This window comes from Microbacterium sp. W4I20, assembly GCF_030816505.1.
Taxonomy (GTDB): domain Bacteria; phylum Actinomycetota; class Actinomycetes; order Actinomycetales; family Microbacteriaceae; genus Microbacterium.
The window spans coordinates 825,593-844,771 of record NZ_JAUSYB010000001.1 but is presented as its reverse complement, the minus strand read 5'-3'; the positions used below and the strand labels follow the sequence as shown (position 1 = coordinate 844,771).

The 19,179-nt window shown below is 67.9% G+C and carries 18 protein-coding genes and 1 pseudogene; 17 read left to right on the top strand and 2 right to left on the bottom strand.

Going from position 1 to position 19,179, the window contains the following annotated elements; all coding sequences use genetic code 11:
* Positions 1 to 109: 109 nt before the first annotated feature.
* The 6 genes and pseudogenes from lysA to QFZ21_RS04170 all read left to right on the top strand — a co-directional run bounded on the left by lysA (position 110) and on the right by QFZ21_RS04170 (position 7,576).
* Positions 110 to 1,554, top strand: a pseudogene (lysA, locus tag QFZ21_RS04195) (diaminopimelate decarboxylase).
* Positions 1,551 to 2,855, top strand: a complete 1,305-nt coding sequence (locus QFZ21_RS04190) for a homoserine dehydrogenase (RefSeq protein ID WP_307374718.1) — start codon at positions 1,551 to 1,553, stop codon at positions 2,853 to 2,855. Before lysA ends, QFZ21_RS04190 begins: the two are co-directional and overlap by 4 nt.
* A 2-nt stretch (positions 2,856 to 2,857) precedes the next feature.
* A complete protein-coding gene (gene thrB, locus QFZ21_RS04185; protein ID WP_307374716.1) occupies positions 2,858 to 3,805 on the top strand; it encodes a homoserine kinase in 948 nt (315 codons plus the stop codon).
* 159 nt (positions 3,806 to 3,964) lie between these two features.
* On the top strand, positions 3,965 to 6,058 hold the full coding sequence (gene rho / locus QFZ21_RS04180) for a transcription termination factor Rho (protein WP_307374714.1): 2,094 nt from the start codon (positions 3,965 to 3,967) through the stop codon (positions 6,056 to 6,058).
* A 10-nt stretch (positions 6,059 to 6,068) separates the two neighbouring features.
* A complete protein-coding gene (prfA, locus tag QFZ21_RS04175) occupies positions 6,069 to 7,148 on the top strand; it encodes a peptide chain release factor 1 (RefSeq protein WP_307374712.1) in 1,080 nt (359 codons plus the stop codon).
* A gap of 32 nt (positions 7,149 to 7,180) precedes the next feature.
* Positions 7,181 to 7,576: a phage holin family protein gene (locus tag QFZ21_RS04170; RefSeq protein ID WP_307374710.1), complete on the top strand. Its 396-nt coding sequence runs from the start codon at positions 7,181 to 7,183 to the stop codon at positions 7,574 to 7,576.
* 7 nt (positions 7,577 to 7,583) lie between these two features.
* Here QFZ21_RS04170 and epsC read toward each other — a convergent pair whose 3' ends face one another.
* Both epsC and cysK read right to left on the bottom strand, forming a co-directional pair.
* Positions 7,584 to 8,159 (bottom strand): serine O-acetyltransferase EpsC, encoded by a 576-nt coding sequence (gene epsC, locus QFZ21_RS04165; RefSeq protein ID WP_307374708.1) that lies wholly within the window; start codon positions 8,157 to 8,159, stop codon positions 7,584 to 7,586.
* Complete coding sequence (cysK, locus tag QFZ21_RS04160) at positions 8,156 to 9,094, bottom strand: cysteine synthase A (RefSeq protein WP_307374706.1); 939 nt, start codon at positions 9,092 to 9,094, stop codon at positions 8,156 to 8,158. The genes epsC and cysK overlap by 4 nt, the downstream gene beginning before the upstream one ends.
* Positions 9,095 to 9,192: 98 nt before the next feature.
* Here cysK and prmC point away from each other — a divergent pair, with 98 nt between their 5' ends.
* The 11 genes from prmC to atpD all read left to right on the top strand — a co-directional run bounded on the left by prmC (position 9,193) and on the right by atpD (position 19,177).
* A complete protein-coding gene (gene prmC / locus QFZ21_RS04155) occupies positions 9,193 to 10,053 on the top strand; it encodes a peptide chain release factor N(5)-glutamine methyltransferase (RefSeq protein ID WP_307374704.1) in 861 nt (286 codons plus the stop codon).
* A 50-nt stretch (positions 10,054 to 10,103) separates the two neighbouring features.
* On the top strand, positions 10,104 to 10,808 hold the full coding sequence (locus QFZ21_RS04150) for an L-threonylcarbamoyladenylate synthase (RefSeq protein WP_307374702.1): 705 nt from the start codon (positions 10,104 to 10,106) through the stop codon (positions 10,806 to 10,808).
* The gene (locus QFZ21_RS04145) at positions 10,805 to 11,974 is read left to right on the top strand and encodes an MraY family glycosyltransferase (protein ID WP_307374700.1); all 1,170 of its coding nucleotides are present in this window, start codon (positions 10,805 to 10,807) and stop codon (positions 11,972 to 11,974) included. The genes QFZ21_RS04150 and QFZ21_RS04145 overlap by 4 nt, the downstream gene beginning before the upstream one ends.
* On the top strand, positions 11,974 to 12,492 hold the full coding sequence (locus tag QFZ21_RS04140; RefSeq protein ID WP_307374698.1) for a hypothetical protein: 519 nt from the start codon (positions 11,974 to 11,976) through the stop codon (positions 12,490 to 12,492). Before QFZ21_RS04145 ends, QFZ21_RS04140 begins: the two co-directional genes overlap by 1 nt.
* Positions 12,493 to 12,635: 143 nt before the next feature.
* The gene (gene atpB, locus QFZ21_RS04135; RefSeq protein WP_307381200.1) at positions 12,636 to 13,421 is read left to right on the top strand and encodes a F0F1 ATP synthase subunit A; all 786 of its coding nucleotides are present in this window, start codon (positions 12,636 to 12,638) and stop codon (positions 13,419 to 13,421) included.
* 57 nt (positions 13,422 to 13,478) lie between these two features.
* Positions 13,479 to 13,718: an ATP synthase F0 subunit C gene (gene atpE / locus QFZ21_RS04130; protein WP_045265023.1), complete on the top strand. Its 240-nt coding sequence runs from the start codon at positions 13,479 to 13,481 to the stop codon at positions 13,716 to 13,718.
* 26 nt (positions 13,719 to 13,744) lie between these two features.
* A complete protein-coding gene (locus QFZ21_RS04125; protein WP_307374695.1) occupies positions 13,745 to 14,302 on the top strand; it encodes a F0F1 ATP synthase subunit B in 558 nt (185 codons plus the stop codon).
* A complete protein-coding gene (locus QFZ21_RS04120; protein ID WP_307374693.1) occupies positions 14,302 to 15,093 on the top strand; it encodes a F0F1 ATP synthase subunit delta in 792 nt (263 codons plus the stop codon). The genes QFZ21_RS04125 and QFZ21_RS04120 overlap by 1 nt, the downstream gene beginning before the upstream one ends.
* Positions 15,094 to 15,140: 47 nt before the next feature.
* A complete protein-coding gene (gene atpA, locus QFZ21_RS04115) occupies positions 15,141 to 16,781 on the top strand; it encodes a F0F1 ATP synthase subunit alpha (protein WP_307374691.1) in 1,641 nt (546 codons plus the stop codon).
* A 20-nt stretch (positions 16,782 to 16,801) separates the two neighbouring features.
* Entirely contained in the window at positions 16,802 to 17,701 is a 900-nt protein-coding gene (locus QFZ21_RS04110) for a F0F1 ATP synthase subunit gamma (RefSeq protein ID WP_136055020.1), read from the top strand.
* Between the two features lie 21 nt (positions 17,702 to 17,722).
* Entirely contained in the window at positions 17,723 to 19,177 is a 1,455-nt protein-coding gene (gene atpD, locus QFZ21_RS04105; protein WP_046014457.1) for a F0F1 ATP synthase subunit beta, read from the top strand.
* Positions 19,178 to 19,179: the final 2 nt, after the last annotated feature.

Sequence of the window (19,179 nt, the reverse complement as noted above, 5' to 3'; positions counted from 1 at the left end):
GCTTGACGCCGGGTGTCACCATGACGAAGCGCCCGCAGGCGGTGCCATAGAATCGGGGGAATCTCGCTGCGGGCGTTCAGCCCGAGATCCTCCCGACGATTGGTGCTCCGTGCTTCTCCCTGCCGATTCGCTTGCTCCGGAATGGCTCGTCGTACCCGAGGACGCGAACGACCTCGCCAGCGGGGTCTGGCCGGAGTCGGCTGTCCGTGATCCCGACGGAGTCCTGAGCATCGCCGGCGTGAGCGCCGCCGACCTCGCCCCCGCACCTACGGAACGCCGGTTCTCGTGCTCGACGAGGACGAGGTGCGCGGGCGCGCCAGAGCGTTCCGCCTGGCTTTCGATCGGGCTGCGGGGGAGCATGGCACCACCGCGCAGGTCTACTACGCGGGCAAGGCGTTCCTGAGCACGACCGTCGCGCGCTGGGTCGTCGATGAGGGGCTGCGCGTCGATGTGTGCACCGGAGGAGAGCTCGAGGTGGCGCTCGCCGCCGGCGTCTCACCCGCGTCGCTCGGATTCCACGGCAACAACAAATCGACGGCCGAGCTGGAGCGCGCCGTCCGGTCCGGCGTCGGGACGATCATCGTGGACAGTGCGATCGAGATCGAGCGTCTGGCCGCGATCACCGCCCAGACGGGTGCCGTGCAGCGCGTGCTCGTCCGGGTGATCAGCGGCGTCCACGCCGAGACCCACGAGTTCCTCGCGACCGCGCACGAAGACCAGAAGTTCGGCTTCCCGCTCGCGGAGGTGGAGGCGGCGGTCGCGCGCATCCGGGAGATCCCGGGGCTGGACTTCGCCGGCCTGCACTGTCACATCGGCTCGCAGATCTTCGGCGTCGCGGGTTTCCGCGAGTCGGCGTCGCGGGTGCTGGAGTTGCACGCCGCGCTCCTCGACGGCGGGCCCGTGCCCCAGCTGAACCTCGGCGGAGGTTTCGGAATCGCGTACACGCGCAGCGACGACCCGACGCCCATCGAGGTGCTGGCCGGCGAGATCGTGGCCGCGGTCGCCGAGGGCTGCGCCGCACGCGGCATCCCGGTCCCGGCGCTGTCCTTCGAGCCCGGGCGCGCGATCATCGGCACGGCCGGAGTCACCTTCTACGAGGTCGGCACCACGAAGGATGTGACGATCGAATCGGGCGCCGTGCGCCGGTATATCAGCGTCGACGGCGGGATGAGCGACAACGCCCGCACCGCCCTCTACGGCGCCCAGTTCTCCGCCCGGATCGCCTCGCGCGTCGGCGACGGCGAACCGCAGCTCAGCCGCGTCGTCGGCAAGCACTGCGAGTCCGGCGACGTCGTCGTCGATCACGAGTACCTTCCCGCGGACCTCGTCCCGGGCGATCTGCTCGCCGTGCCCGCGACCGGCGCATACTGCGCCGCGTTGTCGAGCAACTACAACCACGTTCCGCGTCCTCCGGTGGTCGCCGTCCGGAACGGCCGTTCGTCGGTCATCGTCCGCGGCGAGACCATCGACGACCTGCTGGCCAGGGACGCGGGCATCGACGGGACCCGATCCCGCGACGAACCTGAACGAACCCCTCCGAAGGAGCAACGATGACTGACTACCGACGACTTCGCGTCGCATTGCTGGGCGCGGGAGCGGTCGGCTCTCAGGTCGCAGCTCTGCTGCTGCGCCATGGCGATGAGCTCGCCGACCGCGCCGGTGCGCAGCTGGAGCTCGCAGGCATCGCCGTCCGCGACGTCGACGCACCGCGCGACGTCGACCTGCCGAAGGAGCTCTTCACCACGGATGCCGAGTCGCTCATCCTCGGCTCGGACATCGTGATCGAGCTCATCGGCGGCATCGAGCCGGCGCGCACCAGCATCCTGCAGGCGATCGGCTCCGGCGCCGATGTCGTGACCGCGAACAAGGCGCTGCTGGCCACTCACGGTCCGGAACTGTTCGAAGCCGCCGATCGCGTCGGGGCCTCGGTCTACTACGAGGCGGCGGCAGCGGGCGCGATCCCGATCATCCGCCCGCTGCGCGATTCGCTCGCCGGCGACCGGGTCGTGCGCATCATGGGCATCGTCAACGGGACCACCAACTACATCCTCGACCGCATGGAGACCGAGGGAGCCGACTTCGCCGACGTCCTCGCCGACGCGCAGCGGCTGGGCTACGCCGAAGCGGATCCGACCGCCGACGTCGAGGGCTATGACGCCGCACAGAAGGCGGCGATCCTCGCGAGCCTCGCGTTCCACACGGCCGTTCCGCTGGAAGCCGTGTACCGCGAGGGCATCTCCTCTGTCACGGCCTCGATGATCGAGGAGGCGCGCGCCGCCGGCTTCGTGATCAAGCTGCTCGCAGTGTGCGAGCGCATCGAGGCCGATGGCGTCGAGTCGATCTCGGTGCGCGTGTACCCCGCGCTGGTCCCGACCTCTCACCCGCTCGCCACCGTGCACGGCGCGAACAATGCCGTGTTCGTCGAGGCGGAGGCCGCGGGGTCGTTGATGTTCTACGGTGCCGGTGCGGGCGGCGTGCAGACCGCATCCGCCGTGCTGGGCGACGTCGTCTCGGCGGCCCGTCGCCACATCGCTGGCGGGGTCGGGGTGGGCGAGTCCACCAGGGCGAACCTCCCGGTCGTCCCGATCGGACATGTCACGACGCGCTACCAGATCACGCTCGAAGTCGCGGATGCGCCGGGTGTGCTCGCCACGGTGGCCGGCACGCTGAGCGACGGGGGAGTCTCCGTCGCGACGGTCGTGCAGACCGTGGAGGGCGAGGACGAGCCCACCGCGCGTCTCGTCATCGGCACGCACCGCGCGAGCGAGCAGGCGCTCAGCGCGACCGTCGACGCCCTCGCCGACAGCTCCGTCGTCGAGCGGGTCGTCTCGGTGCTCCGCGTGGAAGGCGAGTGACGATGGACGCGGCGCCCGCCTCCGGCGAGGGGCGCACCGTGGAGGTGCGCGTCCCCGCCACGAGCGCGAACCTCGGCCCGGGGTTCGACACGCTGGGCCTGGCGCTCAGCATCTACGACACCCTGCAGGTCACGGCGCTTCCCGAAGGGGAGCTCGAGATCGAGGTGTCGGGCACCGGCGCCGCCGACATCCCGCGTGATGACTCGAACCTGATCGTGCGCACGATCGCGCACGTCTTCACCGATGCCGGTCGTCCCGTTCCGGGTCTGCGGATCATCGCAGAGAACGGCGTGCCGCACGGTCGTGGCCTCGGATCCTCCGGTGCCGCCGTCGTGGCCGGCGTGCTCGCGGCGAAGGGACTGCTCGAAGGTGACGTCGAGATCAGCGATGCCGATCTCCTCCGGCTCGCCACCGAGCTCGAAGGGCACCCCGACAACGTCGCCCCGGCGCTCTTCGGCGGCCTGACGATCGCCTGGGTGGGAGAGCGCGGACCGCAGCACAAGAAGCTGCTGGTGCATCGCGGCGTCTCGCCGCTCGTGCTCGTGCCCGCCTACACGATGTCGACCTCACAGGCACGCTCGCTGCAGCCGCCGCAGGTCTCCACGGCGGACGCGATCTTCAACGTCTCGCGGTCGGCCCTGCTCATTGCCGCGCTCATGCAAAGCCCCGAACTGCTGCTCGATGCGACGGCCGACCGGCTGCACCAGGACTACCGCGCCGGAGCGATGCCGGAGACGCAGCGCCTCGTGCAGGCGCTGCGGGCCGCGGGCTTCGCGGCGGTGGTCTCGGGTGCCGGCCCCAGCGTGCTCGTGCTCGCGGACGGGCCCGGCAGCCGTCAGGATGCCGTCGAGCTGGCCGACCGGATCACCGACACCCCGTGGGAGGCGCTTCTGCTCGCGGTCGACGTCCGTGGTGGTACAGTGGGGAATCGAGCGGAGGGCTCCACGTAGTTTCGTGAATCTGGCCCCATTGCAAATCTTGCAAGACCCGCACGCAAACCCCTGTGGCACTGCTCTCTCCAGAGCTTCGTGCCGAGGCCGGCTGGCGCCGAGCGTCAGCCCGTGCGATCGTGCGCAGCACCCGTTGTGCGCGTGGAACGCTCATTCCCCATGACATATAAGGGAGTACTCGTGGAGAACCTCTCCGAGACCCAGAACGATCAGACGTCTGCGGCAGTCGACGCCCCCGCGTCGGCACCCAGCACCGATTCGACCGCTGAAGCCACGGCGCCGCGCAAGCGCGCGCCGCGTCGTGCCACCAGCGCGACCGCCGCCGCCAAGGCGGAGAAGGCTGCCGAGAAGGCCGCTGAGAAGACGGATGCCGCCCCCGCGGCGACCGAGCCCCAGGCAGCTCCCGCCGGCGACGGCGCCGAGAAGGCGGAAGCCGCCCCCAAGGCGAAGGCACCGCGTCGCAGCCGTGCCAAGAAGGCGGATGCCGAGGCTCCGGCCGCCGACGCCGCACCGGCCGCGGCAGCAGCCGAGACCGCCGAGGCGGCGGCCGAGGCCGCACCGAAGACCACCGGGCGCGGCCGCCGCGGCGCGCAGAAGCCCGCCGCCGACGCCGACGGCCAGGCCGCGGAGTCGAACAGCGACACCGCGACCTCCGACTCGCAGAGCGATGACTCGCGCGCTGAGAGCAACGAGAACGACGGACAGCAGAGCGACAACGCTCGCAGCGGCAACGGTCGCAACGGCCGCAACTCCGGTGCACGTAACGAGAACGGCCGCAACGAGAACGGTCGCAACGACAACGCGCGCAACGACAACGCCCAGAAGGACAGCAACGGGCAGTCGGACAACGCGCAGTCGGACGACTCCGGCGATTCCGGCGACGGCGAGGAGCAGGGCGGTCGCAACCGCAACCGCAACCGCAGCCGCAACCGCGGTCGGGGCCAGAACGGCACCGCCCAGGAGCAGCAGCAGCCGCAGGCCGCCGCTGACGACCAGGCCAATGGCAACAACCGCAACCGTCAGCGCAACAAGCGTCGCGGCGCGGAGCCGACCGACGAGTTCGACACCGAGATCGGCGAGGACGACGTCCTGATCCCGATCGCCGGCATCCTCGACGTGCTCGACAACTACGCCTTCGTCCGCACCACGGGCTACCTGGCCGGCCCGAGCGACGTCTACGTCTCTCTCGGTCAGGTCAAGAAGTACAACCTGCGCAAGGGCGACGCGGTCGTCGGTTCGATCAAGCAGCCCCGTGAGGGCGAGCAGCAGGGGCGCCAGAAGTACAACGCCCTGGTCAAGGTCGACTCGATCAACGGTCTGTCCATCGACGACGCCGCGACCCGCGTCGAGTTCGGCAAGCTCACCCCGCTGTACCCCCAGGAGCGTCTGCGCCTGGAGACGGTGCCGGAGAAGCTGACCCAGCGCATCATCGACCTGGTGGCGCCGATCGGCAAGGGCCAGCGCGGCCTCATCGTCGCGCCGCCCAAGGCCGGTAAGACCATCGTGCTGCAGCAGATCGCCAACGCGATCGCACAGAACAACCCCGAGGTCCACCTCATGGTCGTGCTCGTCGACGAGCGCCCCGAAGAGGTCACCGACATGGAGCGCACAGTCAAGGGCGAGGTCATCGCCTCGACGTTCGACCGCCCCGCCGAAGACCACACCACGGTCGCCGAGCTCGCCATCGAGCGCGCCAAGCGTCTGGTCGAGCTGGGCCGCGACGTGGTCGTGCTGCTCGACTCGATCACCCGCCTCGGCCGCGCGTACAACCTGGCCGCACCGGCATCCGGTCGCGTCCTGAGCGGCGGCGTCGACGCGTCCGCCCTGTACCCGCCCAAGCGGTTCTTCGGCGCGGCGCGCAACATCGAGAACGGTGGATCGCTCACGATCCTCGCGACGGCGCTCGTCGAGACCGGTTCCAAGATGGACGAGGTCATCTTCGAGGAGTTCAAGGGCACCGGCAACAGCGAGCTGCGCCTGTCGCGCGCTCTCGCCGACAAGCGCATCTTCCCGGCTGTCGACGTGAACGCGTCGAGCACCCGCCGCGAAGAGATGCTGCTCTCGGCCGACGAGGTCAAGATCACCTGGAAGCTGCGTCGTGCCCTCGCCGGCCTCGACCAGCAGCAGGCGCTCGAGGTCGTCCTCGGCAAGCTCAAGGAGACGCACTCGAACGTCGAGTTCCTCGTGCAGATGCAGAAGTCGATCCCGACGCTCCCCTCGGGTGGGCACGGTCACGACAACAACATCCGCTGAGCGGCCTGACGTGTTCGAGTCCGTCCAGACTCTGATCGACGAGCATCGCCGGGTGCAGGAGGAGCTCTCCGACCCGGCGGTGCACGCCGACGCCGCCCGAGCGAAGCGCGTCAACCGTCGCTACGCCGAGCTGTCGAGGATCGTCGCCGCGTACGACGCATGGGTGGCGGCATCCGACGATCTGGACACCGCACGCGAGTTCGCGCGCGAGGACGAGTCGATCGCGGCCGAGATCCCCGCGATGGAAGAGGAGCTGCAGACAACGCAGGAGCGACTGCGCCGTCTGCTGATCCCGCGCGATCCTGACGACGCCCGTGACGTGATCATGGAGATCAAGGCAGGGGAGGGCGGCGCCGAATCGGCGCTGTTCGCCGCCGACCTGCTGCGCATGTACGTGCAGTACGCGGCGTCCAAGGGCTGGAAGACCGAACTGCTGGAGCGCAACGAGTCCGACCTCGGCGGCTACAAGGACGTCCAGGTCGCGATCAAGGGCTCGTCCACCGATCCTGCTCAGGGAGTCTGGGCCCACCTCAAGTACGAGGGTGGCGTGCACCGTGTGCAGCGGGTTCCCGCGACCGAGTCGCAGGGACGCATCCACACCTCGACCACCGGCGTGCTGGTGTTCCCCGAGGTCGATGAGCCCGAAGAGATCCAGATCGACCAGAACGATCTCAAGATCGACGTGTTCAGGTCGTCAGGCCCGGGCGGTCAATCCGTCAACACCACCGACTCCGCCGTGCGCATCACCCACGTGCCGACCGGCATCGTCGTCTCGATGCAGAACGAGAAGTCGCAGCTGCAGAACCGCGAGGCCGGAATGCGCGTGCTGCGCGCCCGCCTGCTCGCACGGCAGCAGGAAGAGCTGGCCGCCGCTGCCTCCGATGTGCGCAGGTCGCAGATCCGCGGCATGGACCGCTCGGAGCGCATCCGCACCTACAACTTCCCGGAGAACCGCATCGCGGATCACCGCACCGGCTTCAAGGCCTACAACCTCGACCAGGTGATGGACGGCGCACTCGATCCGATCATCACGAGCGCGATCGCCGCCGACGAGGAAGCCCAGCTCGCCGCCGTCGGCAACGACTCCTGACGACGGTACGCCTCGAGCGCTAGGCTCGGCGCGTGATCACACTTCTCATCCGGGCGCTGACCTACGTCGTCTCGGCCGGCATCGGGCTCATCGTCGCCGATGCCGTCCTCCCGGGCTTCCAGATCCAGTGGGACAAGTGGTGGGGCTTCGTCATCTGCATCCTGATCTTCGCGATCGTGCAGAGCGTGCTCGCCCCGCTGGTGGGCAGGCTCGCCGATCGCTACGCCCCGGTGCTGATGGGCGGCATCGGGATCATCTCGGCGCTCATCGCCCTCGTCATCGTGGTGCTGCTGCCGATCGGCGGACTCCGCATCGTCGACGCCACGGGCTGGCTCCTCGGCGCGGTCATCGTCTGGCTGATCACCGCACTCGGCAGCGTGCTGCTTCCGCTCGTCTTCCTCAAGCGGAAGAAGTCCGAGAAGGAGTGACCTCGGTTCAGATCGAATAGTCGGGCGCGGTGAGCAGCGCCCGCGTGTCCTCACCGACACTGCGATGGCGCGGCTTCGCCGGGACCCCCACCAGGATGCTGTCCGCCGGGGCGTCGCGGGTGACCACGGCGTTCGCGCCGACCACGGAGCCTGCGCCGATCGTCACCGGGCCGAGGATCTTGGCGCCGGCGCCGACCGCGACACCGTCACCGAGCGTCGGATGCCGCTTCCCGGAGTCGCGCGTGCGACCGCCGAGCGTGACCCCGTGATAGAGCATCACGTCGTCGCCGATCTCGGCCGTCTCGCCGATCACCACGCCCATGCCGTGGTCGATGAAGAACCGACGGCCGATGCGCGCACCGGGATGGATCTCGATGCCGGTCAGCCACCGCGACAGCTGCGAGGAGGCGCGGGCGAGCAGACGCAGCCGGCGCCGCCACAGCGCGTGCGATACCCGATGCGCCCAGATGGCGTGCAGCCCCGGATACAGCAGCGCCACCTCGAGGGAACTGCGGGCGGCGGGGTCCCTCAGACGCGCGGCAGCGATGTCCTCGCGCACGCGGGCCCTGATCGATGCACTCACTCGTCGCGAAGGTGCTCGTACAGAGCCGTCGACAGGTAGCGCTCACCGAACGAGGGGATGATCACGACGATGTTCTTGCCCGCGGCCTCGGGACGCCGGGCGATCTCGAGCGCCGCCCAGATCGCAGCTCCGCTCGACATGCCGACCAGGATGCCGTCCTTGGCCGCGGTGTCGCGAGCCAGACGGATGGCGTCGTCGAACGTCACGTCGATGACCTCGTCGATCACGTCGCGGTCGAGGATCGGCGGCACGAAGTTCGGCCCGATGCCCTGGATCTTGTGCGGACCGGGGTGCCCCTCGGTGAGGATGGGGGAGTCCTTCGGCTCGACGGCGACGATCTTCACGCCGGGGATGCGCTCCTTCAGCACCTGGCCGACGCCCGTGATGGTTCCGCCGGTTCCGATGCCGGCGACGAAGTAGTCGACCTTGCCGTCCGTGTCGCGGAGGATCTCCTCGGCCGTGGTCTTGCGGTGGATGGCCGGGTTGGCCTCGTTCGCGAACTGCTTCGCCAGGACGGCGCCGGGAGTCTTCGCGGCGATCTCCTCCGCCTCGGCGATCGCGTTGGTCATACCCTTCGTCGGGTCGGTCAGCACCAGTTCGGCGCCGAACGCCTTGAGCAGCATCCGCCGCTCCTTCGACATCGATGCCGGCATCGTGAGGATGACCTTGTACCCGCGGGCCGCGCCGACCATGGCGAGGGCGATGCCCGTGTTGCCGCTGGTCGCCTCGACGATCGTGCCGCCCGGCTTCAGCTCTCCGGATGCCTCGGCGGCGTCCACGATGGCGATGCCGAGACGGTCCTTCACGCTGGATGCGGGGTTGTAGAACTCGAGCTTGGCGAGCACCGTCGCGCCGACGCCCTCGGCCACTCTGTTGAGGCGGACGAGCGGGGTGTTGCCGAACGCTGTTGTGATGTCTGCGTGGATGCCGGGCATGAGGAGCCTTCCTGTGCGGGTCGCTGCGGCACCAGCCTATGCGAGGCATCGTGGTGCACAGCCAATGTGACAGTCGCTCGCACTCTACGCTGGAAGCCATGCCTGAGAACTCGCTCGCCGCCCTCGTGCGCGCCGCGGCCCAGCGTCTCGCCGATGCCGGGGTGCCGGATCCCCTCGTCGACGCCGAGCTGCTCGTCGGTCACGTGCTCGGAAGACGGCGCGGCGAGGTGCAGGCGGCGATCATCCGCGGTGACGCGCTCACGGCGGATGACGCCGAGCGGCTCGAGGCGCTGGTGAACCGGCGCACGGCGCGGGAGCCTCTGCAGCACATCACCGGCACCGCTCCGTTCCGCCACCTCGAACTGGCTGTCGGACCGGGGGTCTTCGTGCCGCGCCCCGAGACTGAAACCGTCGTGCAGTACGCGATCGATGCACTGCTGAACTCTCCGGAGCCTGCGCCGATCGGCGTCGACCTGGGCACCGGAAGCGGGGCGATCGCATTGGCCATGGCCACCGAGGTTCCGCACGCGCGGATCTTCGCGGCCGAGCTCTCCCCGGACGCGCACGCCTGGGCCGGTCGCAATACGGCCGGAGTCGAGAACCTCACACTCGTGCTGTCGGATCTCGGTGACGCCTTCCCGGAGCTCGACGGCACGGCATCCGTCGTCATCTCCAATCCTCCGTACGTGCCGGATGCCGCCGTCCCCCGCGATCCGGAGGTACGGCTGTTCGACCCCGCGCTGGCGCTCTACGGGGGAGAGGACGGACTCGACGTCGTGCGGGTGCTCAGCACGCGGGCGTTGAGCCTACTGCGTCCTGGTGGCCTGCTCGTGATCGAGCACGGTGAACTGCAGGGCGCGTCGATCCGCGAACTCCTCTCGGCCGACGGGTGGCGCGCGACGGCCACGCACCGAGATCTCACGCTGCGAGACCGCACCACGACAGCACTGCGGCCCTGACGCGGTCGCCCAGCATCGCACACGCTCACCCCGGATAGAATCGAACCGTCATGTCAACCATCTTCGACTGCCGCGACGAGGCCCAGCTGCTCGCCGGAATGCGCCACGCGCGCCAGGCGATCGGCCGCGGCGAACTCATCGTCATGCCCACCGACACCGTCTACGGCGTGGCCGCAGACGCCTTCTCGCCGGCCGCGGTGCAGCGGCTGCTCGATGCGAAGGGCCGCGGCCGCGATCAGCCGCCGCCCGTGCTGATCGGCACGAAGGAGACCCTCGCCGCACTGGCGGAATCCGTCCCGGAGCCCGTGCAGCGCCTCGTCGACGCCTTCTGGCCCGGCGGCCTGACGATCGTGCTCCCGGCGCAGCCGTCTCTGGTGTGGGACCTGGGGGAGACCCTCGGAACCGTGGCCGTGCGGATGCCGGAAGGTCACGTCGCGCTCGAGCTCCTCGCCGAGACCGGGCCGCTCGCGGTGTCGAGCGCGAACCTCACCGGCCAGGACGCCGCCATCTCGGCGCACGACGCGGAGCAGATGCTGGGCGAGAGCGTCGCGGTGTACCTCGCCGACGGGATGAGCAAGGACGGCATCGCCTCGACGATCGTCGACGCGACCTCGCTCGTCCGCCACGGCGACGAGGAGCCTGGCGTCGTGCGCATCCTGCGGCACGGGGTGGTGACGCGCGAACAGCTCCACGAGGTGCTCGGCGATCTGCTCGAGCCCGAGGAGGAGCACGAGCACCAGGACGGGGATTCGTGAAGCAGTATCTCTTCACGATCATCCTCACCGCCGTCATCACCTTCGGGTTGACGTGGGCGGTGTGGCGCCTCAGCCTCCGTTTCAAGCTCTACCCCGGCATCCGCGATCGGGATGTGCACACCACCCCCACCCCGCGACTCGGCGGCGTCGCGATCTTCCTGGGCATCGCCGTCGGCAGTATCGTCTCGGCGGCGAATCCCTTCTTCCAGAGCATCTGGTTCCCGCCGACCACGATGTGGTCGATCCTCGGCGCCTCGTTCCTGATCGCCGTGATCGGGGTCATCGACGACCTCTGGGATTTGGACTGGATGATCAAGCTCGGCGCCCAGTTCCTCGCCGCCGGCATCATCACCGTCGGCGGCGGCCTGCAGATCCTGTCCCTGCCGTTCGGCGACCTGATCGTCTTCTCGAGCTGGGTGAGCATCACGATCACGATGTTCGCGATCGTGATCGTCATGAACGCGGTCAACTTCATCGACGGACTCGACGGGCTCGTCGCCGGGGTGTGCCTCATCTCGAACGGCGTGTTCTTCGCGTACTCCTACATCTTCACGAGAGACTCCGGGGCGTCGAGCTACTTCAACCTCTCGACGTTCATCGCCGCGGTCCTGATCGGCGCCTGCCTGGGGTTCCTGCCGCTGAACTGGAGTCCCGCGAAGCTGTTCATGGGCGATTCCGGTGCGCTGGTCATCGGACTGCTCATGTCCACCTCCGCCATCGCGCTCACCGGCCAGATGGACCCGTCCGCGCTGGATCCCGAGCGCCTCGGCCGCTCGCAGCTGCTCGGTGCGTTCATCCCGATCCTGCTGCCGCTTCTGGTCGTGCTCCTGCCGCTGCTGGACTTCGGGCTCGCGGTGCTCCGCCGTATGAACGCCGGCAAGTCGCCGTTCTCGCCGGACCGCAAGCATCTCCACCACCGGATGCTGGACCTCGGCCACCGCGATCGCGACGCCGTGCTCATCTTCTACGCGTGGACGGCCGTGATCTCACTCGCCGTGCTGCTGATGTACGTCGGTGCACGAGAGGACTGGCCGGGCCAGTACCTCCTCGGCGTCGGCTTCGGCATCGTGGGCATCGCCGCCTGCCTCGTCATCACCCTGAGTCCTTCCCGCCGCAGAAAGCGCGCCGCGGGCGCTGCACCCGATCCGACACCCGTGGAGTCCTGATGAGCCCCAGCCCCGTTTCCAGCACACCGATCCTCCGACGCACGCTGATCTGGTCGGCGGTGGCTGCTGCGGCACTGGCGATCGTCGCCGGCGGGGTCGGATTCCTCGTGGCGCAGGGGGAGGGGCTCGTGAGCGGTCTCCTCGGCGTGCTCCTCTCCGCGCTGTTCCTGGCGATCACGGGCGCCAGCATCCTCATCGCCAATCGCTGGTACGGCGATCCGCTCTACGTGCAGCTCTTCTTCGCCATCGTGCTCGGCGGCTGGCTGCTCAAGCTCGGCGTCTTCGTCGTGGTGATGATCCTGCTCGCCGGCCAGCCGTGGCTGCACCCGATGGTCTTCTTCCTCTCGATCATCGCCGGCGTGATCATGTCGCTCGTGATCGATGTGATCGTGCTCACCCGCATGCGCCTCCCGAACGTCAGCGACGTGACGCTGCCGACCGAGGTGCCGGAGGACGTTGCGCCGGGTGCCCGTGATATACCGGACGCAGGGGCCTCCGAGGGCGGTCCGCGGTCTTAGGACATCCTCATATTCTGATAGTGTTGAGGTGTGCCCGCCGCTCGCCCGCGAGCGCTTGCGCTTGAAGCACACCGACCATCGTCGCCCCGGTTCTGACCGGTGCCCCGAAGCTGGAGCCCGCGCTGTTCAATCTTGCTGCGACCCTGATCCCTCGACTCGCCACTGACGGCGAGTTCCACGGCCCGTCGATCGATGAGTTCTTCCCGGAGATCCTCTTCAACATCGCGGGCATCCCAGTGCACCGCATCCACCTGGTGCAGCTGCTCTCGGTGATCGCCGTGGTCCTCATCCTCTGGCTCGGCACCCGTCGCATGACGGTCGTGCCCGGCCGTTTCCAGAGCCTCGTCGAGATGGGTCTCGGCCTCGTCCGCGGCAACATCGCGCACGACCTCCTGGGGCGCAAGGACGGCGACCGCTTCCTGCCGATCCTCACCACGATCTTCTTCATGGTGCTGTTCATGAACATCACGGGCATCATCCCGTTCCTGAACATCGCCGGAACCAGCATCATCGCGGTGCCGCTGGTCCTCGCGCTCGTCAGCTACGCCACCTTCATCTACGCCGGTATCAAGAAGAGCCCGAAGAACTTCTTCAAGAACGCGCTGTTCCCCTCCGGTGTGCCGTGGCCCGTGTACATCATCGTCACCCCGATCGAGCTCCTCTCGACCTTCATCATCCGCCCGGTGACCCTCACCCTGCGACTGCTGATGAACATGGTCGTCGGGCACATGATCCTGGTCCTCTGCTTCGCAGCGACCCAGTTCTTCTTCTTCACCGTCGGCGGCGGCTGGGCCGCCCTCGGCGTCGGAACCCTCGCCTTCGGCGGCGCCTTCACGATCTTCGAGATCCTGGTCGCCGTTCTCCAGGCCTACGTCTTCACCGTCCTCACCGCGGTCTACATCCAGCTCGCGGTCGCAGAAGAGCACTGAGCAACAGACTCTGAGCGGGCGGGCAACAGCCCTCCCACCCAACGAAAGGAAAAACCCGTGGACGCAACTACGGTTCTCGCTGAAATCAACGGTCACATCGGTGCGGTCGGCTACGGCCTCGCAGCCATCGGCCCGGCCATCGGCGTGGGTATCGTCGTCGGCAAGACCATCGAGGGTGTCGCCCGTCAGCCCGAGCTGGCCGGTCGCCTTCAGGTCCTCATGTGGATCGGTATCGCCTTCACCGAGGCGCTTGCGTTCGTCGGCATCGCCGTCGCATTCATCCCGTTCCCCGCGTAATCTCTACGACTTCTGAAGGAGACAGGATGCTGAACGCTCTTGTCACGAACCTCGCAGCAGAGGGCGAAGCGGCTCACAACCCGCTGATCCCCGCGTGGTACGACATCATCTGGTCGGCCCTGTGGTTCGTCATCATCCTCGTCGTCGTTTGGAAGGTCGCCCTTCCCAAGCTGACGAAGATGCTCGACGAGCGTTCGGCTGCCATCGAAGGCAACATGGCGAAGGCTGACGAGGCGCAGAAGAAGGCCGAAGCAGCACTCGAGGAGTACACCCGCCAGCTGGCGGAGGCACGCACCGAGGCCGGTGAGATCCGTGAGGCCGCCCGCGAGGACGGCAAGAAGATCGTCGCCGAGGCCAAGGACGCCGCTTCCACCGAGGCCGCCCGCATCACGGCCACCGCGCACACGCAGATCGAGGCCGAGCGTCAGACCGCTCTCGTCTCGCTGCGCAGCGAGGTGGGCTCGCTGGCCATCGACCTCGCCGGCGGTGTGGTCGGAGAGACTCTCTCCGACGACGCTCGTGCGACGGCTGTCGTCGATCGCTTCCTCGCCGATCTCGAAGCTTCCGAGAAGGCGGCGAAGTAATGGGCAGCGCGACCACTCAGGCACTCGCGGCATCCATCCAGACGCTTGCCGCAGCGAAGGACGTCACTCTCGACACCGCACGGGAGCTCTTCGCTGCCGGGCAGGCCGTGAGCGACTCGTCCCAGCTGAGCGGCGCGCTCGCCGACGCTTCGGCTCCGGCCGAAGCGCGACAGAACGTCGTGACCGCGGTGTTCGGCGGGTTCTCTGCAGACGCACAGAGCGTTCTGAAGACCGTCGTCGCCGAGCGCTGGTCGAACGCCGACCAGCTGGTCGACGGCATCGAGGAACTCGCGATCCGCGCCGCCGCGATCGCGGAACCCGGCGCCGACATCGAGGCGGAGCTCTTCAGCTTCTCCCGTGTCATCGCCGCGAACGCCGAGCTGGAGCTCGCCCTGGGCAGCCGCCTCGGGGGAGAAGACGCCAAGGTCGCACTCGTCGAGCGTCTGCTCGCCGATGGCGGCTCGAGCGCTCCGGTCACGCTGATCGTCTCCTCGCTCGTGCGCCAGCCGCGCGGGCGTCGAGTGCGCCAGCTGCTCAGCCGCGCCACGCGCATCGTCTCGAGCCAGCACGGGCGGGTCGTGGCAACGGTCCACACCGCGTCGGAGCTCAACGAGACGCAGCGCGCCCGTCTGAGCGACGCTCTCTCGCAGCGCTACGACGGCAAGGTCTCGCTCAACGTCGTCATCGACCCTGCCGTCGTCGGAGGCCTGCGCGTGCAGATCGCCGATGACGTCATCGACGGCAGCATCTCCGCTCGACTCGCAGACCTTCGCCAGAAGCTCGCGGGCTAACACGACTTCGCGCGGGGAACCGCGCACCCAGATACAAAGGGAAGACAATGGCAGAACTATCGATCAGCCCCGACGTCATCCGTGACGCGCTGAAGGACTTCGCCGCCGCCTACGAGCCCACCGGGGCCGGGGCGACCGAGGTCGGCACCGTCATCGACGCCGCGGATGGAATCGCGCACGTCGAGGGCCTGCCTGGCGTCATGGCCAACGAGCTCGTGACCTTCGCAGACGGCACCAAGGGTCTCGCCCTGAACCTCGACGAGCACCAGATCGGTGTCGTCGTCCTCGGCGAGTTCACCGGCGTCGAGGCCGGCCAGAAGGTCACCCGCACGGGTGAGGTCCTCTCGGTCCCCGTCGGCGACGGCTACCTCGGCCGCGTCGTCGACCCGCTCGGCAACCCGATCGACGGCCTCGGCTCGATCGCCACCGAGGCGGTCCGCGAGCTCGAGCTGCAGGCGCCCGGCGTCATGCAGCGCAAGTCGGTCCACGAGCCGATGCAGACCGGCATCAAGGCCATCGACGCGATGATCCCCGTCGGCCGCGGTCAGCGTCAGCTGATCATCGGCGACCGCCAGACCGGCAAGACGGCCATCGCGATCGACACGATCATCAACCAGAAGGCCAACTGGGAGTCCGGCGACGTCAACAAGCAGGTCCGCTGCATCTACGTCGCGATCGGCCAGAAGGGCTCGACCATCGCTTCGGTGAAGGGCGCGCTCGAAGAGGCCGGCGCCCTGGAGTACACCACGATCGTGGCAGCTCCGGCATCCGACCCCGCCGGCTTCAAGTACCTCGCTCCCTACACGGGTTCCGCGATCGGCCAGCACTGGATGTACGGCGGCAAGCACGTCCTCATCATCTTCGACGACCTGTCGAAGCAGGCCGAGGCCTACCGTGCCGTCTCCCTCCTCCTGCGCCGTCCGCCGGGCCGTGAGGCCTACCCGGGTGACGTCTTCTACCTGCACTCCCGTCTGCTGGAGCGTTGCGCGAAGCTGTCCGACGAGCTCGGTGCCGGATCGATGACGGGTCTCCCGATCATCGAGACCAAGGCGAACGACGTCTCGGCGTACATCCCGACCAACGTGATCTCGATCACCGACGGCCAGATCTTCCTCCAGTCCGACCTCTTCAACGCCAACCAGCGTCCGGCGGTCGACGTGGGTATCTCGGTGTCGCGAGTCGGTGGTGATGCTCAGGTCAAGTCGATCAAGAAGGTCTCCGGAACGTTGAAGCTGGAGCTTGCGCAGTACCGCTCGCTCGAGGCCTTCGCGATGTTCGCGTCCGACCTCGACCAGGCGTCGCGTCGTCAGCTGTCGCGTGGTGCGCGTCTGACCGAGCTGCTGAAGCAGCCGCAGTACTCTCCGTACCCCGTCGAGGAGCAGGTCGTCTCGATCTGGGCCGGAACGAAGGGAAAGCTCGACACGCTCGAGGTCTCCGACGTGCTCCGCTTCGAGCGCGAACTTCTGGACTACCTGCGTCGCAACACCAAGGTCCTCGAGACCCTGCGCGAGACCAACGTCCTCGATGACGACACGGTCGCAGAGCTCGAGAAGCACACCGATGCCTTCGTCCTGGAGTTCCAGGGTGGCAAGGGACACGCCATCGGCGCTCCCGGCCACGAAGAGCACGAGGCTGCCGAGGCGGAGGACGTCAACCAGGAGAAGATCGTCAAGGGTCGTCGCGCGTAACCGCGCGAGGTACTGAATTCATGGGCGCTCAACTCAGGGTCTACAAGCAGAAGATCTCTTCTGCTCAGACGACCAAGAAGATCACGAAGGCGATGGAACTCATCGCGGCTTCGCGCATCCAGAAGGCCATGGCACGCGTCAAAGCGTCCAGCCCCTTCGCGCGTGCCGTGACGAGGGCCGTCTCCGCCGTCGCGACGCACTCGAACGTCGACCACCCGCTCACCCGCGAGCCCGAGACGATCCGCCGCTCCGCGGTCGTGATCTTCTCGTCGGACCGCGGTCTCGCCGGAGCCTTCAACTCGCAGATCCTCCGTGAGGGTCTCGAGGTGGCGGAGCTCCTGCGCGGGCAGGGCAAGGAGCCGGTGTTCTACCTCGTCGGCCGCAAGGCTGTCGGCTACTTCCAGTTCCGTCGCATCGCGGCGGCTGCGGAGTGGACCGGCGACACCGACACCCCGTCGTTCCACACCGCGGAGGAGATCTCGCAGCAGCTGCTCGAGGACTTCAACCGCGGCGCGGACGAGGGCGGCGTCGACGAGATCCACCTCGTGTACAACCGCTTCGTCAGCATGATGACGCAGTCGCCGGAGTCCGTGCGCCTGCTTCCGCTGGAGATCTCGGAGGCCGATGAGTCGGAGGCGGGCAACACCGTCTACCCGCTCTACGAGTTCGAGCCGGATGCCGAGACCGTGCTGGACGCGATCCTGCCGGTGTACATCCAGAGCCGCGTCTTCAACGCACTCCTGCAGTCGTCGGCCGCCAAGCAGGCCGCGACGCAGAAGGCGATGAAGTCCGCCAGCGACAACGCCGACAAGCTCATCACCGATTACACCCGTCTGCGCAACAACGCGCGTCAGGCGGAGATCACGCAGCAGATCGCAGAGATCGTCGGCGGCGCCGACGCCCTCTCGTCGAGCAAATAGACCATCAGGAAAGAGACGAAAATGACCCTCACCGCCCCGGCTGACCAGCCGGCGACCGCGGTCGTCGGGCGCGTCGCACGCGTCAACGGTCCGGTTGTCGACATCGAGTTCCCGCACGACTCGATCCCCGACATCTACAACGCACTGAAGACCACGATCGTGATCGGCGACTCCTCCGTCGAGATCACGCTCGAGGTCGCTCAGCACCTCGGCGACGACCTCGTCCGCGCCATCGCCCTGAAGCCGACCGACGGCATCGTCCGCGGCCAGGAAGTCCGCGACACCGGAGAGGCCATCTCGGTCCCCGTCGGTGACGTCACCAAGGGCAAGGTCTTCAACGTCATCGGCGAGGTGCTCAACCTGGAGCCCGGCGAGACGATCGAGGTCACCGAGCGCTGGCCCATCCACCGCAAGGCACCGAACTTCGACCAGCTCGAGTCGAAGACGACCATGTTCGAGACCGGCATCAAGTCGATCGACCTCCTGACCCCCTACGTGCTGGGTGGAAAGATCGGTCTGTTCGGTGGTGCCGGTGTCGGAAAGACCGTCCTCATCCAGGAGATGATCCAGCGCGTCGCGCAGGACCACGGTGGTGTGTCGGTGTTCGCCGGTGTCGGTGAGCGCACCCGTGAGGGCAACGACCTGATCCACGAGATGGAAGAGGCGGGTGTCTTCGACAAGACGGCCCTCGTCTTCGGCCAGATGGACGAGCCGCCGGGAACGCGTCTGCGCGTCGCCCTCTCGGCTCTGACGATGGCGGAGTACTTCCGCGACGTGCAGAAGCAGGACGTGCTGCTCTTCATCGACAACATCTTCCGCTTCACGCAGGCGGGCTCCGAGGTCTCGACGCTTCTCGGCCGCATGCCGTCCGCCGTGGGCTACCAGCCGAACCTCGCCGACGAGATGGGTGTGCTCCAGGAGCGCATCACCTCGACGCGCGGTCACTCGATCACCTCGCTGCAGGCGATCTACGTGCCGGCCGATGACTACACCGACCCGGCTCCGGCGACCACCTTCGCCCACCTCGACGCCACGACCGAGCTCTCTCGTGAGATCGCGTCGAAGGGTCTGTACCCGGCCATCGACCCGCTGACCTCCACGTCGCGGATCATGGACCCCCGGTACTTGGGCGAGGACCACTACCGCGTCGCGACCACGGTCAAGCAGATCCTCCAGAAGAACAAGGAGCTGCAGGAGATCATCGCGATCCTCGGTGTCGACGAGCTGTCCGAGGAAGACAAGATCGTCGTGTCCCGTGCGCGCCGCATCCAGCAGTTCCTCTCGCAGAACACCTACATGGCGAAGAAGTTCACCGGTGTCGAGGGTTCGACCGTTCCGCTCAAGGAGACCATCGAGTCGTTCGATGCGATCACGCGCGGTGACTTCGATCACGTGGCCGAGCAGGCCTTCTTCAACGTCGGTGGCATCAACGACGTCGAAGAGCAGTGGGCGAAGATCCAGAAGGAGAACGGCTGACC

What these genes read in the sequence shown, in the direction of transcription:
- prmC (WP_307374704.1), top strand. Translation starts at nt 9,193, where the DNA reads ATGCCTGAGAACTCGCTCGCCGCCCTCGTGCGCGCCGCGGCCCAGCGT.
- QFZ21_RS04140 (WP_307374698.1), top strand. Translation starts at nt 11,974, where the DNA reads ATGAGCCCCAGCCCCGTTTCCAGCACACCGATCCTCCGACGCACGCTG.
- QFZ21_RS04125 (WP_307374695.1), top strand. Translation starts at nt 13,745, where the DNA reads ATGCTGAACGCTCTTGTCACGAACCTCGCAGCAGAGGGCGAAGCGGCT.
- rho (WP_307374714.1), top strand. Translation starts at nt 3,965, where the DNA reads ATGACATATAAGGGAGTACTCGTGGAGAACCTCTCCGAGACCCAGAAC.
- QFZ21_RS04110 (WP_136055020.1), top strand. Translation starts at nt 16,802, where the DNA reads ATGGGCGCTCAACTCAGGGTCTACAAGCAGAAGATCTCTTCTGCTCAG.
- QFZ21_RS04150 (WP_307374702.1), top strand. Translation starts at nt 10,104, where the DNA reads ATGTCAACCATCTTCGACTGCCGCGACGAGGCCCAGCTGCTCGCCGGA.
- thrB (WP_307374716.1), top strand. Translation starts at nt 2,858, where the DNA reads ATGGACGCGGCGCCCGCCTCCGGCGAGGGGCGCACCGTGGAGGTGCGC.
- QFZ21_RS04190 (WP_307374718.1), top strand. Translation starts at nt 1,551, where the DNA reads ATGACTGACTACCGACGACTTCGCGTCGCATTGCTGGGCGCGGGAGCG.
- cysK (WP_307374706.1), bottom strand. Translation starts at nt 9,094, where the DNA reads ATGCCCGGCATCCACGCAGACATCACAACAGCGTTCGGCAACACCCCG.
- QFZ21_RS04120 (WP_307374693.1), top strand. Translation starts at nt 14,302, where the DNA reads ATGGGCAGCGCGACCACTCAGGCACTCGCGGCATCCATCCAGACGCTT.
- atpA (WP_307374691.1), top strand. Translation starts at nt 15,141, where the DNA reads ATGGCAGAACTATCGATCAGCCCCGACGTCATCCGTGACGCGCTGAAG.
- atpD (WP_046014457.1), top strand. Translation starts at nt 17,723, where the DNA reads ATGACCCTCACCGCCCCGGCTGACCAGCCGGCGACCGCGGTCGTCGGG.